Source organism: Streptomyces sp. NPDC048383 (assembly GCF_040651775.1).
Lineage (GTDB): Bacteria > Actinomycetota > Actinomycetes > Streptomycetales > Streptomycetaceae > Streptomyces.
The window spans coordinates 115614-132700 of sequence record NZ_JBEZKS010000008.1 but is presented as its reverse complement, the minus strand read 5'-3'; the positions used below and the strand labels follow the sequence as shown (position 1 = coordinate 132700).

The window sequence follows — 17087 nt, the reverse complement described above, 5'->3', positions numbered from 1 at the left end:
CGCGGCCACTGTCGGTGGGCGGGTGCAGACTGGCTTGAATGCTGCCGTGAAGGACAAGGACGTCCGGAGGTGTCGGCCATGACCGACGTGCTACTGCTCGCGGGTACCCGCAAGGGGCTCTTCATCGGACGGCGCGCGGGCGCCGGGGCCTGGGAGTTCGACGGGCCCCATTTCAACGCCCAGGCCGTGTCCGCCGTCGCCATCGACCGCCGGGGTCCCACCCCTCGGCTGCTGGTCGGCGGCGACAGCTCCCACTGGGGTCCGTCCGTCTTCAGTTCCGACGACCTCGGGGCGACCTGGCGCGAACCCGCCGCCCCCGCCGTGAAGTTCCCGCAGGACACGGGCGCCTCCCTGGAGCGCGTGTGGCAACTGCACCCGGCCGGTCCGGAGGCCCCGGACGTGGTCTACGCGGGGACCGAACCGGCCGCCCTGTTCCGTTCCGCCGACCGCGGCGAGTCCTTCGAGCTGGTGCGGCCCCTGTGGGAGCACCCCAGCCGTTCGGCCTGGGAGCCGGGGGGCGGCGGCGAGGGGCTGCACACCGTGATCACCGACCCCGCTGATCCCCAGGCGGTGACCGTCGCCGTGTCCACCGCCGGGGTGTTCCGCACCCTCGACGGCGGGGCGAGCTGGTTCCCGTCCAACCAGGGGGTCTCCGCGGTGTTCCTGCCCGACCCCGATCCCGAGTTCGGCCAGTGCGTCCACAAGATCGCCCAGGACGCCGGGAACACGGACCGGTTGTACCTCCAGAACCACTGGGGCGTGTACCGCAGCGACGACGCGGGCACGCGGTGGACCGACATCGGCGCCGGGCTGCCCTCCGACTTCGGCTTCGCCGTGGCCGCGCACCCGCACCACCCGGACACCGCCTACGTCTTCCCGTTGAACGCCGACTCCGACCGGGTCCCGGCCGAGCACCGCTGCCGGGTCTTCCGCACCCGGGACGCGGGCGCCACGTGGGAGCCGCTCTCCAAGGGCCTGCCGACCGGCGACCACTACGGCACGGTGCTGCGCGACGCGCTGTGCACGGACGACGCCGACCCGGCGGGCATCTACTTCGGCAACCGCAACGGCGAGCTGTACGCCGGCCACGACGACGGCGACAGCTGGCAGTTGCTCGCCCAACACCTGCCGGACGTGCTGTGCGTGCGGGCCGCCGCGCTCGGTTGAGGCGGAGTCGCGTTGAGCCACTAGAGTGATCGACCGTGGCAGCGAGACCCTTGAACGAGATCGTCGAGCCGGGCTGGGCCCGGGCTCTGGAGCCGGTGGCGGCGCAGGTCGCCGCGATGGGCGACTTCCTGCGCGCCGAGATCGCGGCGGGCAGAACCTACCTGCCCTCCGGGGCGAACGTGCTGCGCGCGTTCCAGCAGCCCTTCGACGAGGTGCGGGTGCTCATCGTCGGCCAGGACCCGTACCCCACCCCGGGGCACGCGATGGGTCTGTCCTTCTCGGTGGCGCCCGACGTCCAGCCGGTTCCGCCCAGCCTGGACAACATCTTCCGGGAACTACACACGGACCTCGGCGTGCCCCGCCCGGCCAACGGCGACCTGACGCCGTGGACCCGGCAGGGCGTGCTGCTCCTGAACCGCGCCCTCACCACGGCCCCGCGCAAGACCGGCGGACACCGCGGCAAGGGCTGGGAGGCGGTCACCGAACAGGCGATCCGGGCCCTCGCCGCGCGCGGCAAGCCCCTGGTGTCGGTGCTGTGGGGGCGCGACGCCCGCAACCTGCGGCCACTGCTGGGCGAACTGCCGGCCGTGGAATCCGTCCACCCCTCCCCCATGTCCGCGACCAACGGGTTCTTCGGCTCGCGGCCCTTCAGCAGGACCAATGACCTGCTGGTTCGTCAGGGGGCACAGTCCGTCGACTGGCGCTTGCCCACAGTCAGTTGAACCTTATATGACATTCAACGGATAAATACGGACAGATGCCGCCCGCCCGGCCCCTGCCCGAACACCCCGTTCCGATAAACCAGTAGCATGCGGCGCCATGAGCTCCCCCACTGGGCCCGCAAATGGCCTGCCCGTACGAATGCCGCGACCCCGCCAGACCGGACGGCACCGCCGGCCCGAGCCCGCGGTGGCGCCCGAGGGCGCGCCCGCGCTGGTGCTCGCCGTGCCCGGTGCCCCCTCGGCCGCCTCGCGGGGCCTCGCGGAAGAGATCATCAGCATCGGCCGCTCCGAGCTGCCCGGTCTGGACGCCCGGATCGGCTACCTGGAGGGCATCGACGGCGAGGACGCCGCCCGTGTGGAGTTCCCCTCGCTGTCCGGTGTGCTGACCGCCGTCGCGAACGAGCGTGCCGCGCGCGCCGAGTTCGCCCGCGCCGCAGGTCACGACGTGCCCGCGCCGACCGGCCCGGACGCCGTGGTCGTGCCCCTGTTGGCCGGTCCCGACGGCGGTCTGCTGCGCCGGGTGCGCCAGGCGCTGATGGACTCCTCGGCCGCCGCCGAGCTGGCCGACGTACTCGGTCCGCACCCGCTGCTCGCCGAAGCCCTGCACGTGCGCCTCTCGGAGGCCGGCCTCGCCCGCGCCGACCGGGCGCGACTGTTCACCGTGGCCACCGCCGCGGACGGCATCATCCTGGCCACCACCGGCGGCGAGGAGGCCGTCCAGGCCGCCGGGATCACCGGAATGCTGCTGGCCGCCCGACTCGCGGTGCCCGTCATGGCCGCGGCCCTGGACCAGGAGGGTTCGGTGGGGGCCGTCGCTGCCGAGCTGCGCGGCTCCGGTTCGGCGCAGCTCGCGCTGGCCCCGTACCTGATCGGCCCCGAGGCCGCCGAGGGCCTGCTCGACTCGGCCTGCAAGGAGGCCGACTGCGCGACCGCCGAGGTGCTCGGCGCCTACCCGGCCCTCGGCAAGCTCGCCGTCGCCCAGTACAGCGCCGCGCTCGGGATCAGCCTGGGCGCCGTTTCCCAGTAGGCGCCGCACACACGAAGGGCCCGTCTCCGGGAAGGCTCCGGGGCGGGCCCTCGCGCGTGCCCCGGAGTCTTTCCGGAGCGGCCCCGGCGTCAGTCGAAGGCCACGCAGGTGGCAGCCGGGACCGGGAGGGAGCCGGCCCGGCGGGGCCGGCCGGTCAGCGGGTCCACGTCGAACCAGGTGACGTCCCCGGACCGCTCGTTGGCCGCGTACAGGCGACGTCCCGAGGGGTCCGCGGCCAGGTCGCGCGGCCAGTGGCCGCCGCATCCGACGGTACCCGTGAGCTGCGGCTTCTCGGGGCCGTCGGCCAGCGAGAACGTGACGATGACGTCGGCGCCCCGCACCGCCGCCCACAGGAAACGTCCGTCCGGGGAGGCGACGACCGCCGACGGGTAGGGCCGCACGGCCCCTGAGGCGCCCCTGGAGGCCACCGGAACCTCGGAGACCGGTTCCAGCCGCCCGGACGCGGGGTTCCATCGGCAGATGGTCAGCTGTGGCTCCAGCTCGTGCAGGACGTAGACCACCGGCTCGGTCGGGTGCGGGACGAGGTGCCGCGGCCCGCTCCCGGCGCGCAGCACGGTCTCGGAGTGCACGCGGAGCGCGCCGGTGGCCGCGTCGAGCGCGCAGATGCGCACCGAGTCGGTGCCGAGGTCCACGCTGAGCACCCAGCGTCCGGACGGGTCGGGCAGGACCTGGTGCGCGTGCGCCTCCCGCCGGCTCCCGTCGGGCCCCGTGGTGCGGTGGGTGAGGACCGAGGCCGGTCCGGAGAGGCTGCCGTCGGCGGCCACCGACAGGCTGCTGACGCTTCCCGAGGCGTAGTTGGCGGTGAGCAACCGACCCCCGGCGAGGCCGAGGTGGGTGGGGCCGGAGCCGCCCACGCGGACCGCGGGCCCCGCCGGGACGAGTCCCTCAGCGGTGGGCCGGAAGGCGCCCGCCGCGCCCTGCTCGGTCTCGCTCACCGCGTAGACGACGCCGGTGGACCGCGAGACCGTCAGGTACGAGGGGTCCGGGAGGGACCGGGTGACCGAGAGCGGGGTCAGCGCTCCGGTCGACGGATCCACGGCCGCGACGGTGATGCCGCGGCCGCCCCCCGAGGTGAACGAGCCGATGTAGGCCCGGTGCCCGTCGCCGTGGTCCGTACTGTCCGCGCCGTTCACTGGTGCCCCTCTCCGCCGCTCCGGATCCGTTCCGAGCCGACGGTAACAGAAGGTCTAGACCAAGTCCCGTCCCCTGGCCCGGTCCTGGGCGCCGCGATGGTGGACGTAGGCCGTGGTGCTGGGTCGATCCTCGAACGTGCGGTGGAAGACGGGGGTGGCGGAGCCGGAGATCGGCGGGACGATCCAGGACCAGTCGGCGCCCACGGGCCGCCCCTTGCGCTCCTCCCGCTCCAGGTGGGAGAGGAACCGGCGGGATTCGGTGTGGTGGTCGGCGATCGTGACCCCGGCGCGGTCGAAGGAGTCCAGTACCGCGCGGTTGAGTTCCACCAGCGCCCGGTCCTTCCAGAGCGAGCGGTCGGTGGAGGTGTCCAGACCGAGTCGGCGGGCGACTGCCGGGAGCAGGTTGTACCGGTCGGTGTCGGCGAGGTTGCGGGCGCCGATCTCGGTGCCCATGTACCAGCCGTTGAAGGGGGCCGCCGGGTAGTGGATGCCGCCGATCTCCAGGCACATGTTGGAGATGGCCGGTACGGCGTGCCAGCGCAGGGCCCAGTCGGACCAGTCGTCGCGCCCGTCGGGGTGGCGGATCGGCACCTCCAGCACGGCGTCGGCGGGGGTGTCGTACCAGCGGGGCTTGTCGTCGACGCCCTGGACCACCAGGGGCAGCAGGTCGAACGGGGTGCCCGGGCCGCCGGGCCAGCCGAGCCCCAACAGGACTTCGGTGAGGGGGGCGTTGCGGGCGTCGCCGACCGTGACGGACGGGTGGTCGCCGTATCCGGCGTACCGCACCAGTTGCTCGCTCCAGATCACCGGGCCGGGCCGGTCGGGGGCGTCCGGGGCGAAGACCGTGATGGTGGGCCGGACCCGGCCGCGGTTGGTCGCCTCCCGCAGGTGCTCGAAGCACTCGTCCGCTATGTCCTTGGACTCCGTCAACCCCCGCCGGTCGCGCACCCGCAGGGAGTTCCAGTAGAGCCTGCCTATGCAGCGGTTGCTGTTGCGCCAGGCCACCCGCGCCCCGTGGACCAGCTCCTGCGGGGTGTGCCGGTAGGTCCCGGTCTCCGCCAGCTCGGCCCGTACCGCCGCGAGCCGGACGCGCGGGTCACCGGCCTCCGGATCCTCCCGGTGGAAGAGCCGGATGAACTCCTCGGCTTCCTCCCACACCTGAGCGGTGCTCGACCCCTGCCGCAGTATTTCCATTCCGGCTGGTTACCCCCTGTACGACCGAATGCATCCCGTACGTGCCGGACGAGCGCGCGAACACCACTCACCGTTTGTACAGGCCGCAGGTCAGCGAAGTGCCCCGGGGACGCCCGGAACACTCCTCCGAGTGAGCTTCGAGCATGTGCCTGCGGAGGCGGGCCGTACGGGCGTATCATCCCGCCCGAATCCGGGAGTTGTGGACCACGGCGCGCACGCGGACGCCGCGCGCACGACGGCGCCTCAGGCCGCCGGTACGTCGTCGGCGGGCGTCCCGGAGGCCCTCCGGTGCAGGGCCCGCGTGAGGGCGCCACCGACCACGATCAGGCCCACGCCCAGCCACCACAGGTCCCCGTCGAAGATCAGCACGGCGATGCCCGCCGGTACGAGGACCCCCGCGACCGGCACGAACAGGGCGGCCGGGGACAGCGGGCCGCGCTCGCGGCCCCGGGCGCGGGCGCGCACCACGTTCGGGTACCAGAGGGTGAAGCGGACCGCCGCGACGATGGCGGCGATCTGGATGATCCAGCCCGTCCAGAGGTTGTTCGGGTTGCGCAGCACCAGGTCGCCGTAGGCGCCGGCGAGGGCGGACACCAGGAAGGCGAGGCCCCACACCCCGGTGATCACGTAGTTGGCGCGCAGGAACTCCGGGGCGTTCCAGTGCGCCGGGTCGACCTGTTCGCGGGCGTACTGGAGGGTGAAGGGCATTTGCACGGCCATCGAGCCGAAGGCGACGACGACGAGGGCGATATTGGACACCTCGCCGGCGTACGTCTCCAGCCAGCGGCGGGTGCCGTCGCTCGCCATCAGGCCGATCAGCGCGAGGGCCCCGAAGAAGACCACGTCGGCGAGTTCGAGGAGCTTCCAGGAACTGCCCCGGCGCACGACGCGGCCGCCGATCACCAGCGCGAGGGCGACGCACAGGGAGATCGTCACGGCGATCTCGAACCGGCCCGGGCCCACCAGGAGCGAGAAGACGATCCAGGGGGACATCCCGATCAGCGGGTTGTCCAGGAGTCCGCCGGCCGCGGCCCGGCCCGGTTCGCTCGTTCCCGTGTCCACCGGCCGTCCTCCATCCGTATCGCGGCCCCCTACCAGCCTGAACCCGGCCCCGCGGGCGCGCGAGACGGCGGGGTCCCCGGGCATCGCCGTCGTGATCTTGTCGTGCGAGACTTCGGCGGTACTCGGGGAGGAAGTGGCGGATGCGGGTGGGACCGGCGGCGATCGCCGTGATGGTGACCGTGGTGACGGCGACGACGGTGAGCGGGTGCGTGAAACCCCTGGCGGACCTCGGCCCGATCGAGGAACGCTACTCCGGCCCGCCGATCTCGGCGGAGACGGCCGTCGCCGACCTGACGGCCGCCCTGGCCGAGGCGGGGATCCAGGTGCGACGGATGCCGCAGGAGTACATCGCGATCGGGTGTCACGAGTACCTGAGCGCCGAGCACGAATCGGCCACCGCCGACGCCGCCGTGCGGGACGCGTTCGCGAAGGCGGGCCCCCGGGGCTGGCGGACCGTCCCGCCCGCCATCACCGGCGGGCAGAGCCTGCGCAAGGCGAACTGGACCGCGCACACCGGGTGGGTCGCCCCGGTGGAGGGCGAGCCCACGACGTCGGTCGCCGTCAGCCTCCAGTGCGACGGGGGCACCTCGAAGAAGCCGCCGGGTACGGAGCCGTCCGGCCCGGCGTCCCCCTCCCCCCGCCCCTGAGGCGGGCGGCGCCGGTCACAGCACTAGTGCTGTGACCGGCAAGGTTTGCCGGGTCGCGGTGTTCGGTGCGGTGCATCGCAAGGCGGAGGACCGCGGTTCGTACCGGACGTACTTCCGCGGTCCGACAACGCGGCGAGGTGCCGTGCCGGGCGCCGCGACCCGGTGGACCTTTCCGGTCACAGCACTAGGCGGTGACGAGCGGGGCCCGCGGGTCGGTGCGCAGCGGAGTGGCCAGGGCCGTCAGGGCCTGCTCCAGTCCGTGCAGGTGGGCCAGGGCCGGTTCGGCGGCGGCGGGCCGAGCCGGCTCGGCCGGGGTCGCGGGGCCCGTGGCGCCCTGCGGGGCGGTGAGCGCCTCGACGGCCGCCTCGACCCGCCAGCAGGCGGTGGCCAGCCGGGCGTCGTGCGAGGCCTGCGGGTCGGCGGCCACCACGACCAGGCCGCGCACCTCGCGGGCGCAGTCGTCGAGGAGGGCGAGGACCTGTCGGGCGCGGGCCTTGCGGGCGCGCAGCGGGCTCAGCGGGTGCACGAGGGGCGCGAGGGCCATCCGTACGCGGGCGAGCAGCAGTTCCAGTTCGGCGGCGTGCGGGGCGGGGTCGGCGGCCGGGTCCCCGGCGAGGCGGTCCAGGGCGGCGGCGGTGGCGGCCCGTACGCAGTGCAGGGCGCGCTGGATCCAGGCGTCGTTGGCGCCGTGGGTGGTCACCGGGAGGATCAGGACGACGGCCAGGGCCGCGCCGAGGGCGCCGACGGCGGTCTCCTCGAAGCGCAGCAGGAGCAGCCCGGGGTGCAGTACGCCGAGCAGGCCGTAGAGGAGTCCGGCCATGACGGTGACGAAGAACATCATCCAGGAGTACGAGGGCGCCGCCGTGTAGAAGATGCCGAAGACGCAGACGGCGACGAGGGCCGCGGTCGGCGCGGGCGCCCCGTGCAGCGGTACGGCGATGAGCAGACCGGCGGCGATGCCGAGCACGGTGCCGAGGACGCGGCGGAAGCCGCGGACGAGGGTCTCGCCGCGCGAGGCGGTGTTGACGAAGATCCACCAGGCGGTGCCGACGGCCCAGTACCAGCGGTCCTCGGACAGCACCTGGCCGATGGCGAGGGCGAAGGCACACGCGGCGGTGGCCTGGAAGGCCTGTCGGGTGGTCGGGCGGGCCAGGCCGGTGCCCGGCAGTCCGGGCGGGGCGGCGGCGGGCGGGGTGCGGCGCTCGATGGGCCACAGCAGGAACCGTACGGCGCCCGCGGCGAGCAGCGCCAGCGTGACGGCGGCGAAGAGTTCGGGCAGTTGCGCGGGAACGGCGTGCAGGAACTGGGTGACGAAGAACATCATGAAGCCGAAGATGCCGAGGGCGTGGCCGCGCGGCCCCCAGCGGCGGGCGTACACCCCGGTGAAGACGACGGCCAGGAAGGCGGCGTCGCGAGCGGTCGGTACGCCGTGCAGGGTGGTGGCCAGCGCCAGCACCGGAAAGCCGGCCACCGGCAGCAGGGCGGTGGTCACGCGCTGGGCCCGCACGTTCGCGTCGAGGACGGTGAACAGGGCGAGCAGGGCCGCGAGTCCGCCCGTGATGGAGGCGGTCAGGGAGAGGCCGGCGAGTTCGGCCACGGTGACGGCGAGTGCGACGCCGACGACCGCCCGGGTCGAGTTCCTGAGTCTGGTACGCCCCGGATCCGGAGCCACGAACATCCTCTTCACGGCGGTGTGCCGCCCCCCTCGCGATGAAGCACGCCGACCCGCCTGCCGCCCGGGGGTGGTGGGCGGCGTGCAGGCACGGCGAAGGCGCCACGGTCCGGACCGGCCTCGTTGCCGTCCGGCGCTGCGTGGCGCCGTAAGTACATGGATACGCCACAGATAACCATCCGGAGGGGCAATGGCTCAAGTGGGGCCGTGATCGATGGGCCATTGGCCCCCTCCGGAGCGGTGGTTCTCGGCCGGGGGCGGGCCATCGGACCCCCGCCGAACCGTTCCTCCCTGCGGTGGCCGGTGGGCGGCCCTCCGCAGATCATGGAGGGATGAACCCTCACGGGACGGACGTACTGGTCGTCGGCGCGGGACCGGTGGGACTGACCGCCGCGGCGGAACTGCGCCGGCGGGGGGTGGCCTGCCGGATCGTGGACCGGCTGTCGACGCGCCTGCCGTACGCGAAGGCCGTGGGCATCCAGCCCCGCACCCTGGAGGTCTGGGACCGGATGGGGCTGGTGCGCGACGTGCTCGACGCGGCCGTCCCGATGCGGGGGCAGCTGATCTGGGTCGACGGCGAGGAGCAGGAGCGGATCGACCTGTTCCTGCCGCCCGAGGTGCCCTACGGCTTCGCGGCGCTCCCGCAGTACGAGACCGAGCGGATCCTGGAGGAACACCTGGCCCGCTTCGGGACCGGGATCGAACGGAGCACCGAGCTGGTGTCCTTCACCCAGGACGCCGAGGGGGTGACGACCCGGCTGACCGGCCCGGACGGCGAGGAGGAGCTGCGCGTCCGGTACCTGGTGGGCTGCGACGGGGCGCACAGCACCGTCCGCAAGGGGTTGGGGTTGGCCTTCGAGGGCGGGGCCTTCCCTGAGGAGTACATGCTGGCCGACGTCGAGGTCGGCTGGGACCTGCCGTACGGGTACGGGGTGCGGTCGATGCACCGGGACGCCGCGGGCCGGGTGGACGACGTACTCGTGTGCATCCCGCTGCCCGGACCGGGCCGCTACCGCATGTCCATGGTCGTACCGCCCGAGCTCGCCGCCGGGGCCGTGCGGCAGGGCGGCGACGCGGGTGGGGACGGGGTGGTGCACGGGCTGGGGGGCGGGCGCGCTCCCGAACTCCACCACATCCAGGCGGTCCTGGACCGGCTGTCGCCGCGGCCGGTGACCGCCACGCACATGCGCTGGTCCTCGGTGTTCCGGATCAGCCACCGCATCGTGGACCGCTACGGCGACGGACGGGTCTTCGTCGCCGGGGACGCCGCCCACATCCATCCGCCGACCGGGGCGCAGGGCATGAACACCGGCATCCAGGACGCCTGGAACCTGGCGTGGAAACTCGCCCCGACCGTCGCGGGCCGGGCCCGGCCCGGGCTGACGGACACCTACGACGCCGAGCGCCGACCGGTGGGCGAGGAGGTGGTCGGGCGCACCGTCCGGCACGCCGCCGAGGGCGTCCAGGCCGACCCGGAGGCCCCCTCGACGCTGATGATGCGGGAGGCCCAGCTCCTCGTCGGCTACCGCGGCGGCCCGCTCGCGGCGGAGCCCCCCGCGGACGGCGACGGGCTCGCGGCCGGCGACCGGGCGCCCGACTGCGGCGGGCTGCTCGGCGAGATCGCCACCCAACCCCTGCGGTTGTTCGACCTGCTGCGGGAGCGCGAGCACGTGCTCCTGCTGTTCGCCGACGACGCGCGGGCTCCCTACGTCCCCGAGCTCGCCGAGTTGATCGGCGGTCTGCCCGAGGGACGGCTTGCGGCGTACGCGGTCCTCTCCGAGGGCGGGACCGCGCCCGCCGGGGCCGCCGCCCTGCCGGTGTACCGGGACGGGCGGGGCGAGTTCGGCCGGCTCTACGGGGTCGGGAAGCCGACGGCGTTCGTGGTGCGCCCCGACGGCTACCTCGGGGCACGGATCCAGCCTCCGACGGCCGGGGCGGTGGCCGCCTACCTGGCCGCGATCTACCGGGACTGACCGGAGCACGGACGGACCACGACCCCGGCCGGAGCGGCCGTACCCGGTACCGCCGACGGCCCGGCCGGGACCGTGCTGCACAATCGGGGCCACACACGACGATCACGGGGGCGGCAGCGGCATGCGCGGAGCGGGGAACGGCGGAAGAGGCGGCATGCGAAGGGTACGGGCGGTGGCGGCGGGCGCCGCGCTGCTGGCGGCCACGGCCGGTTGCGGGGGCGGCTCCGCGGCGGCGGGGAGCGACGGCAGGGCCTCCGCGAGCCCCTCCCCCACCGCCACGACGGCGACGGCGAGCGCGACTCCGGCGCCGGTCGGTCCGCCCGGGCCGGACGCCGCCGCGCTGAAGGCCCTCGTCCTGACGGCGGGCGCGAAGGCGGGACGGTACGAGGCCGACGAACCGTTCCTCGATGAACCGTTCAGCGAGATCTACGAGGCCGAGCCGGCGGTGTGCCTGCCGCTGACCACGCTCGCCACGGCGGGCCACACGGCCCAGGCGTACGCGACCGTGGGCGTGCCCGGCAAGCCCCTGGACGTCGACACGGCGGTCCTGTTGCGGTCCTACCGCGACGCGAACGCCGCCGGGGCGGCCCTGAAGTCGCTCGCCGAGGCCGGGAAGCGGTGCGCGGGCGGCTATACGGAGGAACGCGCGGTGATCGACGCGAAGGTGCTGCGGGTGGAGCCAGTCGCGGCGCCCGCGATCGGCGACGAGGCGCTGGCCTACCGGATCGTGACGCGGGACGTGAAGGACGAGGGCGCCTCCCTCCACCAGTACCTGACCGTGGTGCGCTCCGGCCCGGTGACACTGTCCTTCTCCTCGGACATCGTCGACACGACGGACTTCGGCGGGGTGCCGCAGGAGATCGTCACAGCACAGTGGGAGAAGTTCTCCCGGGGGAACGCCCCGAGCTAGGCCGGTCGCGGGGGTCGTGGGGGTTGCGGCGTACGACGACGGCCAGGGCGGCGGCGCCCAGCACCGACAGCAGGGCGGCCGCGCGCAGGACGGATTCGATGGCGGGGCCGTCGGAGGCGGCGCGGGCCGCGGAGCCGCTGAGGGCCTCCAGCACCGTCGAGGCCACGGCGACGGCGACGGCCCCGAGCAGCACCAGCGAGGTCAGGACGAGCCCGGACGCGGCGGCGAGCCGACCGGCGTCGACGTAGGACTGGGTGGCCACGTTCGTCAGGGCCCAGCCGAGGCCCACGCCGATCCCGACGACGGCGAAGACGGCGGAGTAGGCGACGAGCGAGGTGACCTGGGTCAGTACGAACAGGCTGACTCCGCTGAGCAGCATGCCGCCGGCCATCAGGGTCTCGGGGCGCACGCGCAGGGCGAGATGTCCCGACCAGTAGCCGGCGGCGCCGACCCCGACGGACAGGGCCAGGAAGATCAGCCCGGAGTCGAGCGGTGAGAGTCCGCGCGCCTGTTGCAGGTAGAGCGCCGAGAAGACGGCGACCAGGCAGTACACGATGTTGGACAGGGATCCGGCGAGGGTCACGCTGACGAAGGGCCCGTTGCGCAGGAGGGCCAGGTCCAGCAGGGGTTCGCGGGACCGCCGCTCGATGACGGCGAACACCGCCAGCAGGACGGCTCCGGAGATGAGGAAGGCCAGGGTCGGCGGGGCGGCCCAGCCCCAGTTCCCGCCCTGGTCGACCCCGATCATGACCGCGCTGAGGCCACCGGCCAGGGTGAGCACGCCCGGGACGTCCAGCCCGTGGCCGGCGTCCTCGTCGCGGGTCTCGGGGACGTGCCGCAGCAGGAGCAGGGCGGCGGCCGCGGCGAACGGCACGTTCAGCAGGAACACGGCGCGCCAGCTGAGGTGTTCGGCGAAGACACCGCCGACGAACGGGCCGAGGGCGGTGCCGACGGCGCTGAAGGCGAGCACCGTGCCGACGGCGCGGCCCTGCCGGTCGTCGCGGAAGTAGGCAGTGACCACGGCGACGGACACGGGCAGGACGAGCGCGGCGGTGCAGCCCTGGACGGCGCGCGCGGCGGTGAGCCAGGCGGTGTTCTGGGCGGTGGCGCACACGACGGAGACGACGGCGAAGCCCGTCAGGCCCGTGACCAGGACGCGGCGGCGGCCCAGCAGGTCCGCGGCCCGCCCGCCGGTGATCATCAGGGCGCCGAGGGTGAGCATGTAGCCGCTGACCAGCCACTGGAGGTCGGTGGACGGGGTGTGGAAGTCCCGGCCGATGGCGGGGAGCATGAGGTTCAGGGCGAACCAGTCCATCTGCACCAACAGCATGGAGATGGACGCCGCGGCGATCACCGCGCGGTCCCGGGGCGAGAAGAGGCCGCGTCGCGCGGCGGCGGCCGACCGGCCGGCCATCAGGGCAGGGCCTCCGTCGGCACGCACAGCACCGGGATCGGCGAGAGGTGCAGGAGTTTGTGCGGGGTGGAGCCGAGGAGGGCGCCGCGCATGGGGCTGTCGCCCCAGCTCCCGACGATGATGACCCGAGCCCGGTGGCGTTCGGCCGCGGCGAGCAGGGCCTGGGCCGGTCTGTCGTCGACGATCTCCACGGTCGAGGGGACGCCCGCCTCGTCGGCGGCCGTGACGGCCCGGGCCAGCGCGTTGCGGCCGGCCTGGCGGACGGCTGCCCGGTGGGCGCGGTACTCCTCGCCGGTGGCGCCGGGGGCGTTGGCCCCGTAGACCAGGACCAGGGGTTCGCCGAAGGCGGTGGCGACTTCCAGGGCCACGTGCAGGGCCCGTTCCGCACCGGGCGACTCGTCGTATCCGAGGACCACGGACATCGGGGATCCCTCCTGCTTTCCGTGCGGGCGGCCGGGGCGGTGACGGACGGGGCGGTGACGGACGGGCGGTGACGGACGGGGTTGCCGCCTGCGGGATCTTGGCGTGCTGGGCTTTGGCGTGCTGGGTTCTGGCGTGCTGGGGCGGCGGGCTATTTCGGGGCGTCCGGTTTACCCGCGTGGACGAGGGCCGGGTCGGCGACGCCGCGCCGTTCCAGCCAGAACGTGCCGTCCCGAAGCCGCCAGAAGCACATGACGAGCACGCCGACGACGGCGATGGCGATCCCGATGACCAGCGGCGGCCCGAGTCCGAACCAGGACACCCCGCCGGCGGAGTTCTCCGGGTTGGACATGTCGCCGATGGATTTCACCAGCAGCCAGGCCAGCAGTGCGGCGCCGACGATCGGGCCGAGGCCGATGAGCAGGAAGTTGTGCAGGTTCTCCAGCAGGTGCCGGCGGTAGTAGATGGCGCAGGCCAGACCGGTGAGGGCGTAGTAGAAGGCGATGAGCAGGGAGAGCGCGGTCAACGAGTCCAGGAGCGCGTTCTCGCTGATCCGGTTGACGACGACGTACCAGCCGATGGCGATGCCGGCGACCCACCAGGTGCTCACGTCCGGGGTGCGGAAGCGGTGGTGGATGTGGGCGAGCCGGTGCGGCAGCGCGTGTCGGCGGGCCATGGACAGCGCGGTGCGGGAGGCGGGAATGATCGTGGTCTGGGTGGAGGCGAGCGCGGAGGTGCAGACGGCGAGGAGCACCAGCCAGTCCCAGCCGCCGAGCACCTCGTGGGCGAGGACGGCGAAGACGGCCTCCTCCTCGCCGGCGTTCTCGGCGAGGAACCGGGTGCCCGCGTAGCCGACGACGGCGAAGCCGACGGACAGGTAGGTGACCAGCAGCACCACGGTCGACCAGATGCCGGCCTTGCCGGGGGCGGTCGCGGAGTCCTCCACCTCCTCCGTGAGGTTGACGGCGGACTCCCAGCCCCAGTAGATGAAGACGCCGAGCAGCAGGCCGCCGGTCAGGGCTGCGCCGCCCGCGCCGAAGGGGTTGAGCCAGGCGAGGGAGGGTCGGGTGCCGTCGAGGGTGCTGGTGCCGGCGTAGACGCGGTAGAGCGCGACGACCGCGAAGACCAGGAGGAAGAAGACCTGGGCGAGGATCAGCACGTTCTGCAGCTTGGCGGACATCTCCGTGCCGATCACGCAGATGGCGGTCATGGCCAGGATCACCAGCACGGCGAGGGACTGGCGGATGAACTCGTTGGCCGCCCAGTTGTCGAGGCCGGCGGCGAGCAGGCCGAAGTGGACGGCCACGTCGGCGAGCGAGCCGATGACGAGGACACCGGTCATGGCGATGGCCCAACCGCCCAGCCAGCCAGCCCAGGGGCCCATGGCACGGGTCACCCAGGAGAAGGTGGTCCCGCAGTCCTGGTCGACCTTGTTGAGGTAGTAGAAGGCGGCGGCGATCAGCAGCATCGGGACGAAGGACGCCAGCATCACGCCCGGCGCGTAGATCCCGGCCAGCGCCACGATCGGGCCGATGACGGCGGCCAGCGAGTAGGCGGGCGAGGTGGAGTTCAGGCCGATGACGAGTGCGTCGAGGAACCCGATCGCGTTGGCCTTGAGCCTCTCGTCGGGACCCGTGTCCTGGATCGCCCCGCCCGGTCCACCGCCGTCACCATCACCCATACACGCATGGTCGGGCACGCGGCCCCGGCGCGCGAGGCGGACCGGGGCCGGGGGCGGGCGCGCGAGCCGGCGGACTACTCGGTTCCGGGGGTCTTGCGGGTGCTGACGTTCATCCGGTTCCAGACGTTCACGGTGCAGATCAGGGCGATCAGCTGGGCGAGCTGTTCCTCGCCGAAGTGGCGGGCGGCCTCGTCCCAGACGGCGTCGGAGACGCCCGCCGGCAGGAGGGTGATCTCCTCGGTCAGGGCGAGCGCGGCCCGCTCGGCGACGGTGAACAGGCTCGACTCGTGCCAGGCGCCGAGCGCGTGGATCCGCGCCTCGGACTCGCCGCCCTTGCGGGCGTCGACGGTGTGGTAGTCGATGCAGTAGGCGCAGCGGTTGATCTGCGAGGCGCGGATCTGGACGAGTTCCAGCAGGACCGGGTCCAGCCCGCGGCGGGCGGCCGTGTCGAGTGCCAGAACGGCCTTGAACACCTTGGGGGCGACGGCGGTGAAGTTCATGCGCTCAGGAACCTGAAAAGTGGTCATGTGAAGAACCTAGAAGGGGAATCGACCCCCGGTAGGGTTCACTTCCATGCGGAGATCTTGGGTCAATTACCCGGAGGGCCCGGCCGAGGCGCCCGCCGCGACCGGACCGGGCACCGGCAGCGACCTGCACCTCGAACTGACCGGCGCGGGCAGCGTGCGGGTGCGGCTCATGAACGCCCTGCGCGAAGCGATCCGCTCGGGTCGCCTCGCACCCGACACCGGACTGCCGCCGTACCGGGCCCTCGCCGCCGATCTCGGCATCGCCCGCAACACCGTCGCCGGCGCCTACGCCGAACTCGTCGAGGAGGGCTGGCTGGCCGCGCGCCAGGGTTCCGGCACCCGGGTGGCCCGGCGGGCCCACCCGCTGCGGCCGGCCGGGCCGGGCGGGCCGGCCCGGCCGTCGCGCCGGCGCACCGTCCACGACCTGCTGCCCACCTCCCCCGACGCGTCCGCGTTCCCCCGTACGGCCTGGCTCGGCGCCACCCGGCGGGCGTTGGCCGTCGCACCGCACGACGCGTTCGGGGTCGGCGACCCGCGCGGCCGGCCCGAACTGCGCCGCACGCTCGCCGAGTACCTCGCCCGGGTGCGGGGCGTACGGACCTCACCCGAGCGGATCGTCGTCTGCTCGGGGTTCGCGCACGGGCTGGAGCTGCTGGGTCGGGTGCTGGGCGGGCCCGTCGCCGTCGAGTCGTACGGGTTGCCGTTCCACCGGGACGTACTGGCGGGGGCGGGGCTGACGACGCTCCCGCTCACCGTGGACGGTGGCGGCGCCCGCGTCGGCGAACTTCCCGGGACGGCCGCGCGGGCCGTCCTGCTCACCCCCGCCCACCAGTTCCCGACCGGGGGCCCGTTGCACCCGGGCCGGCGGGCGGAGGTGGTGGACTGGGCCCGGGCGGTCGGCGGGCTCGTCATCGAGGACGACTACGACGGGGAGTTCCGCTACGACCGTCGGCCCGTCGGGGCCGTGCAGGGCCTGGACCCCGAGCGGGTCGCCTACGTCGGCTCGGCCGGCAAGAGCCTGTCCCCGGCGCTGCGGCTGGGCTGGATGGTGCTGCCCGGACACCTGGTGGACGAGGTGCTGGCCGTCAAGGGGCCCCGCGAGATGTGGTCGGGGGTGACGGACCAGCTCGTCCTGGCCGAGTTCATCGCCTCGGGCGCCTACGACCGCCACCTGCGCCGGATGCGGCAGGTCTACCGGCGCCGCCGCGACGTGCTCGCGGCCCGGATCGCGGCCGAGGCCCCGCACGTGCGGGTCGGCGGGATCGCCGCCGGGCTGCACGCCGTCCTGGAACTGCCGCCGGACACCGAGGAGGCGACCCTGCGCGCGGCCCGCCGGCAGGGTCTGGCGCTGGAGGGGTTGCGTTCGTACCGGCATCCCGACAGCGCCATGCCGCCGCGCGACGGGCTGGTGCTGGGCTACGGGACCCCGACCGAGCAGGCCTTCCCCGCGGCCCTGGACGCGCTGCTGCTGGCGCTGCCGGAACCGGCGGCGACGCGGGCACCCTGACCGGCGGCGG

Annotated in this window: 15 protein-coding genes; 7 read left to right on the top strand and 8 right to left on the bottom strand. The window is 73.9% G+C overall.

Annotation, left to right across the window (positions count from 1 at the left end; translation table 11 throughout):
* Window positions 1-78: 78 nt before the first annotated feature.
* The 3 genes from AB0D46_RS08640 to AB0D46_RS08630 all read left to right on the top strand — a co-directional run bounded on the left by AB0D46_RS08640 (window position 79) and on the right by AB0D46_RS08630 (window position 2916).
* The gene (locus AB0D46_RS08640; RefSeq protein WP_362876557.1) at window positions 79-1167 is read left to right on the top strand and encodes an exo-alpha-sialidase; all 1089 of its coding nucleotides are present in this window, start codon (window positions 79-81) and stop codon (window positions 1165-1167) included.
* A gap of 35 nt (window positions 1168-1202) precedes the next feature.
* A complete protein-coding gene (locus tag AB0D46_RS08635; RefSeq protein ID WP_362876556.1) occupies window positions 1203-1889 on the top strand; it encodes a uracil-DNA glycosylase in 687 nt (228 codons plus the stop codon).
* 97 nt (window positions 1890-1986) lie between these two features.
* Entirely contained in the window at window positions 1987-2916 is a 930-nt protein-coding gene (locus tag AB0D46_RS08630; protein WP_362876555.1) for a hypothetical protein, read from the top strand.
* An 89-nt stretch (window positions 2917-3005) separates the two neighbouring features.
* Here AB0D46_RS08630 and AB0D46_RS08625 read toward each other — a convergent pair whose 3' ends face one another.
* From AB0D46_RS08625 to AB0D46_RS08615, 3 genes are all read right to left on the bottom strand, one after another.
* Window positions 3006-4070: a lactonase family protein gene (locus AB0D46_RS08625; RefSeq protein WP_362876554.1), complete on the bottom strand. Its 1065-nt coding sequence runs from the start codon at window positions 4068-4070 to the stop codon at window positions 3006-3008.
* A 54-nt stretch (window positions 4071-4124) separates the two neighbouring features.
* Window positions 4125-5264, bottom strand: a complete 1140-nt coding sequence (locus AB0D46_RS08620) for a nitric oxide synthase oxygenase (protein ID WP_362876553.1) — start codon at window positions 5262-5264, stop codon at window positions 4125-4127.
* Window positions 5265-5507: 243 nt separating this feature from the next.
* Window positions 5508-6326: a hypothetical protein gene (locus AB0D46_RS08615; protein WP_362876552.1), complete on the bottom strand. Its 819-nt coding sequence runs from the start codon at window positions 6324-6326 to the stop codon at window positions 5508-5510.
* Window positions 6327-6466: 140 nt separating this feature from the next.
* On the opposite strand from AB0D46_RS08615, the gene AB0D46_RS08610 reads away from it, so the two are divergent.
* Window positions 6467-6973 carry a hypothetical protein gene (locus tag AB0D46_RS08610; RefSeq protein ID WP_362876551.1) on the top strand — a complete coding sequence of 169 codons (507 nt, stop codon included), beginning with the start codon at window positions 6467-6469 and terminating at the stop codon, window positions 6971-6973.
* Window positions 6974-7157: 184 nt separating this feature from the next.
* Here the strand turns inward: AB0D46_RS08610 and AB0D46_RS08605 are convergent, their stop codons facing one another.
* Window positions 7158-8651 carry an FUSC family protein gene (locus AB0D46_RS08605; RefSeq protein ID WP_362876603.1) on the bottom strand — a complete coding sequence of 498 codons (1494 nt, stop codon included), beginning with the start codon at window positions 8649-8651 and terminating at the stop codon, window positions 7158-7160.
* A gap of 326 nt (window positions 8652-8977) precedes the next feature.
* Between AB0D46_RS08605 and AB0D46_RS08600 the strand changes: the two genes are divergently transcribed.
* Both AB0D46_RS08600 and AB0D46_RS08595 read left to right on the top strand, forming a co-directional pair.
* Entirely contained in the window at window positions 8978-10618 is a 1641-nt protein-coding gene (locus AB0D46_RS08600; protein ID WP_362876550.1) for an FAD-dependent monooxygenase, read from the top strand.
* 154 nt (window positions 10619-10772) lie between these two features.
* A complete protein-coding gene (locus tag AB0D46_RS08595) occupies window positions 10773-11528 on the top strand; it encodes a hypothetical protein (protein ID WP_362876549.1) in 756 nt (251 codons plus the stop codon).
* On the opposite strand, the gene AB0D46_RS08590 is transcribed toward AB0D46_RS08595, so the two are convergent.
* The 4 genes from AB0D46_RS08590 to AB0D46_RS08575 form a co-directional block, all read right to left on the bottom strand.
* Window positions 11482-12942: an MFS transporter gene (locus AB0D46_RS08590; protein WP_362876548.1), complete on the bottom strand. Its 1461-nt coding sequence runs from the start codon at window positions 12940-12942 to the stop codon at window positions 11482-11484. The two genes, AB0D46_RS08595 and AB0D46_RS08590, sit on opposite strands and share 47 nt — an antisense overlap.
* Complete coding sequence (locus AB0D46_RS08585; protein WP_362876547.1) at window positions 12942-13364, bottom strand: universal stress protein; 423 nt, start codon at window positions 13362-13364, stop codon at window positions 12942-12944. The genes AB0D46_RS08590 and AB0D46_RS08585 overlap by 1 nt, the downstream gene beginning before the upstream one ends.
* A 149-nt stretch (window positions 13365-13513) precedes the next feature.
* Entirely contained in the window at window positions 13514-15043 is a 1530-nt protein-coding gene (locus AB0D46_RS08580; protein WP_362876546.1) for an APC family permease, read from the bottom strand.
* A gap of 74 nt (window positions 15044-15117) precedes the next feature.
* Window positions 15118-15570 (bottom strand): carboxymuconolactone decarboxylase family protein, encoded by a 453-nt coding sequence (locus tag AB0D46_RS08575; protein WP_362876545.1) that lies wholly within the window; start codon window positions 15568-15570, stop codon window positions 15118-15120.
* 46 nt (window positions 15571-15616) lie between these two features.
* On the opposite strand from AB0D46_RS08575, the gene AB0D46_RS08570 reads away from it, so the two are divergent.
* Window positions 15617-17077: a PLP-dependent aminotransferase family protein gene (locus AB0D46_RS08570; RefSeq protein WP_362876544.1), complete on the top strand. Its 1461-nt coding sequence runs from the start codon at window positions 15617-15619 to the stop codon at window positions 17075-17077.
* Window positions 17078-17087: the final 10 nt, after the last annotated feature.

Coding starts and splice junctions, on each gene's coding strand:
- AB0D46_RS08570 (WP_362876544.1), top strand. CDS start 15,617: ATGCGGAGATCTTGGGTCAATTACCCGGAGGGCCCGGCCGAGGCGCCC.
- AB0D46_RS08640 (WP_362876557.1), top strand. CDS start 79: ATGACCGACGTGCTACTGCTCGCGGGTACCCGCAAGGGGCTCTTCATC.
- AB0D46_RS08580 (WP_362876546.1), bottom strand. CDS start 15,043: ATGGGTGATGGTGACGGCGGTGGACCGGGCGGGGCGATCCAGGACACG.
- AB0D46_RS08610 (WP_362876551.1), top strand. CDS start 6,467: ATGCGGGTGGGACCGGCGGCGATCGCCGTGATGGTGACCGTGGTGACG.
- AB0D46_RS08630 (WP_362876555.1), top strand. CDS start 1,987: ATGAGCTCCCCCACTGGGCCCGCAAATGGCCTGCCCGTACGAATGCCG.
- AB0D46_RS08590 (WP_362876548.1), bottom strand. CDS start 12,942: ATGGCCGGCCGGTCGGCCGCCGCCGCGCGACGCGGCCTCTTCTCGCCC.
- AB0D46_RS08600 (WP_362876550.1), top strand. CDS start 8,978: ATGAACCCTCACGGGACGGACGTACTGGTCGTCGGCGCGGGACCGGTG.
- AB0D46_RS08575 (WP_362876545.1), bottom strand. CDS start 15,570: ATGACCACTTTTCAGGTTCCTGAGCGCATGAACTTCACCGCCGTCGCC.
- AB0D46_RS08620 (WP_362876553.1), bottom strand. CDS start 5,264: ATGGAAATACTGCGGCAGGGGTCGAGCACCGCTCAGGTGTGGGAGGAA.
- AB0D46_RS08595 (WP_362876549.1), top strand. CDS start 10,773: ATGCGAAGGGTACGGGCGGTGGCGGCGGGCGCCGCGCTGCTGGCGGCC.
- AB0D46_RS08605 (WP_362876603.1), bottom strand. CDS start 8,651: ATGTTCGTGGCTCCGGATCCGGGGCGTACCAGACTCAGGAACTCGACC.
- AB0D46_RS08585 (WP_362876547.1), bottom strand. CDS start 13,364: ATGTCCGTGGTCCTCGGATACGACGAGTCGCCCGGTGCGGAACGGGCC.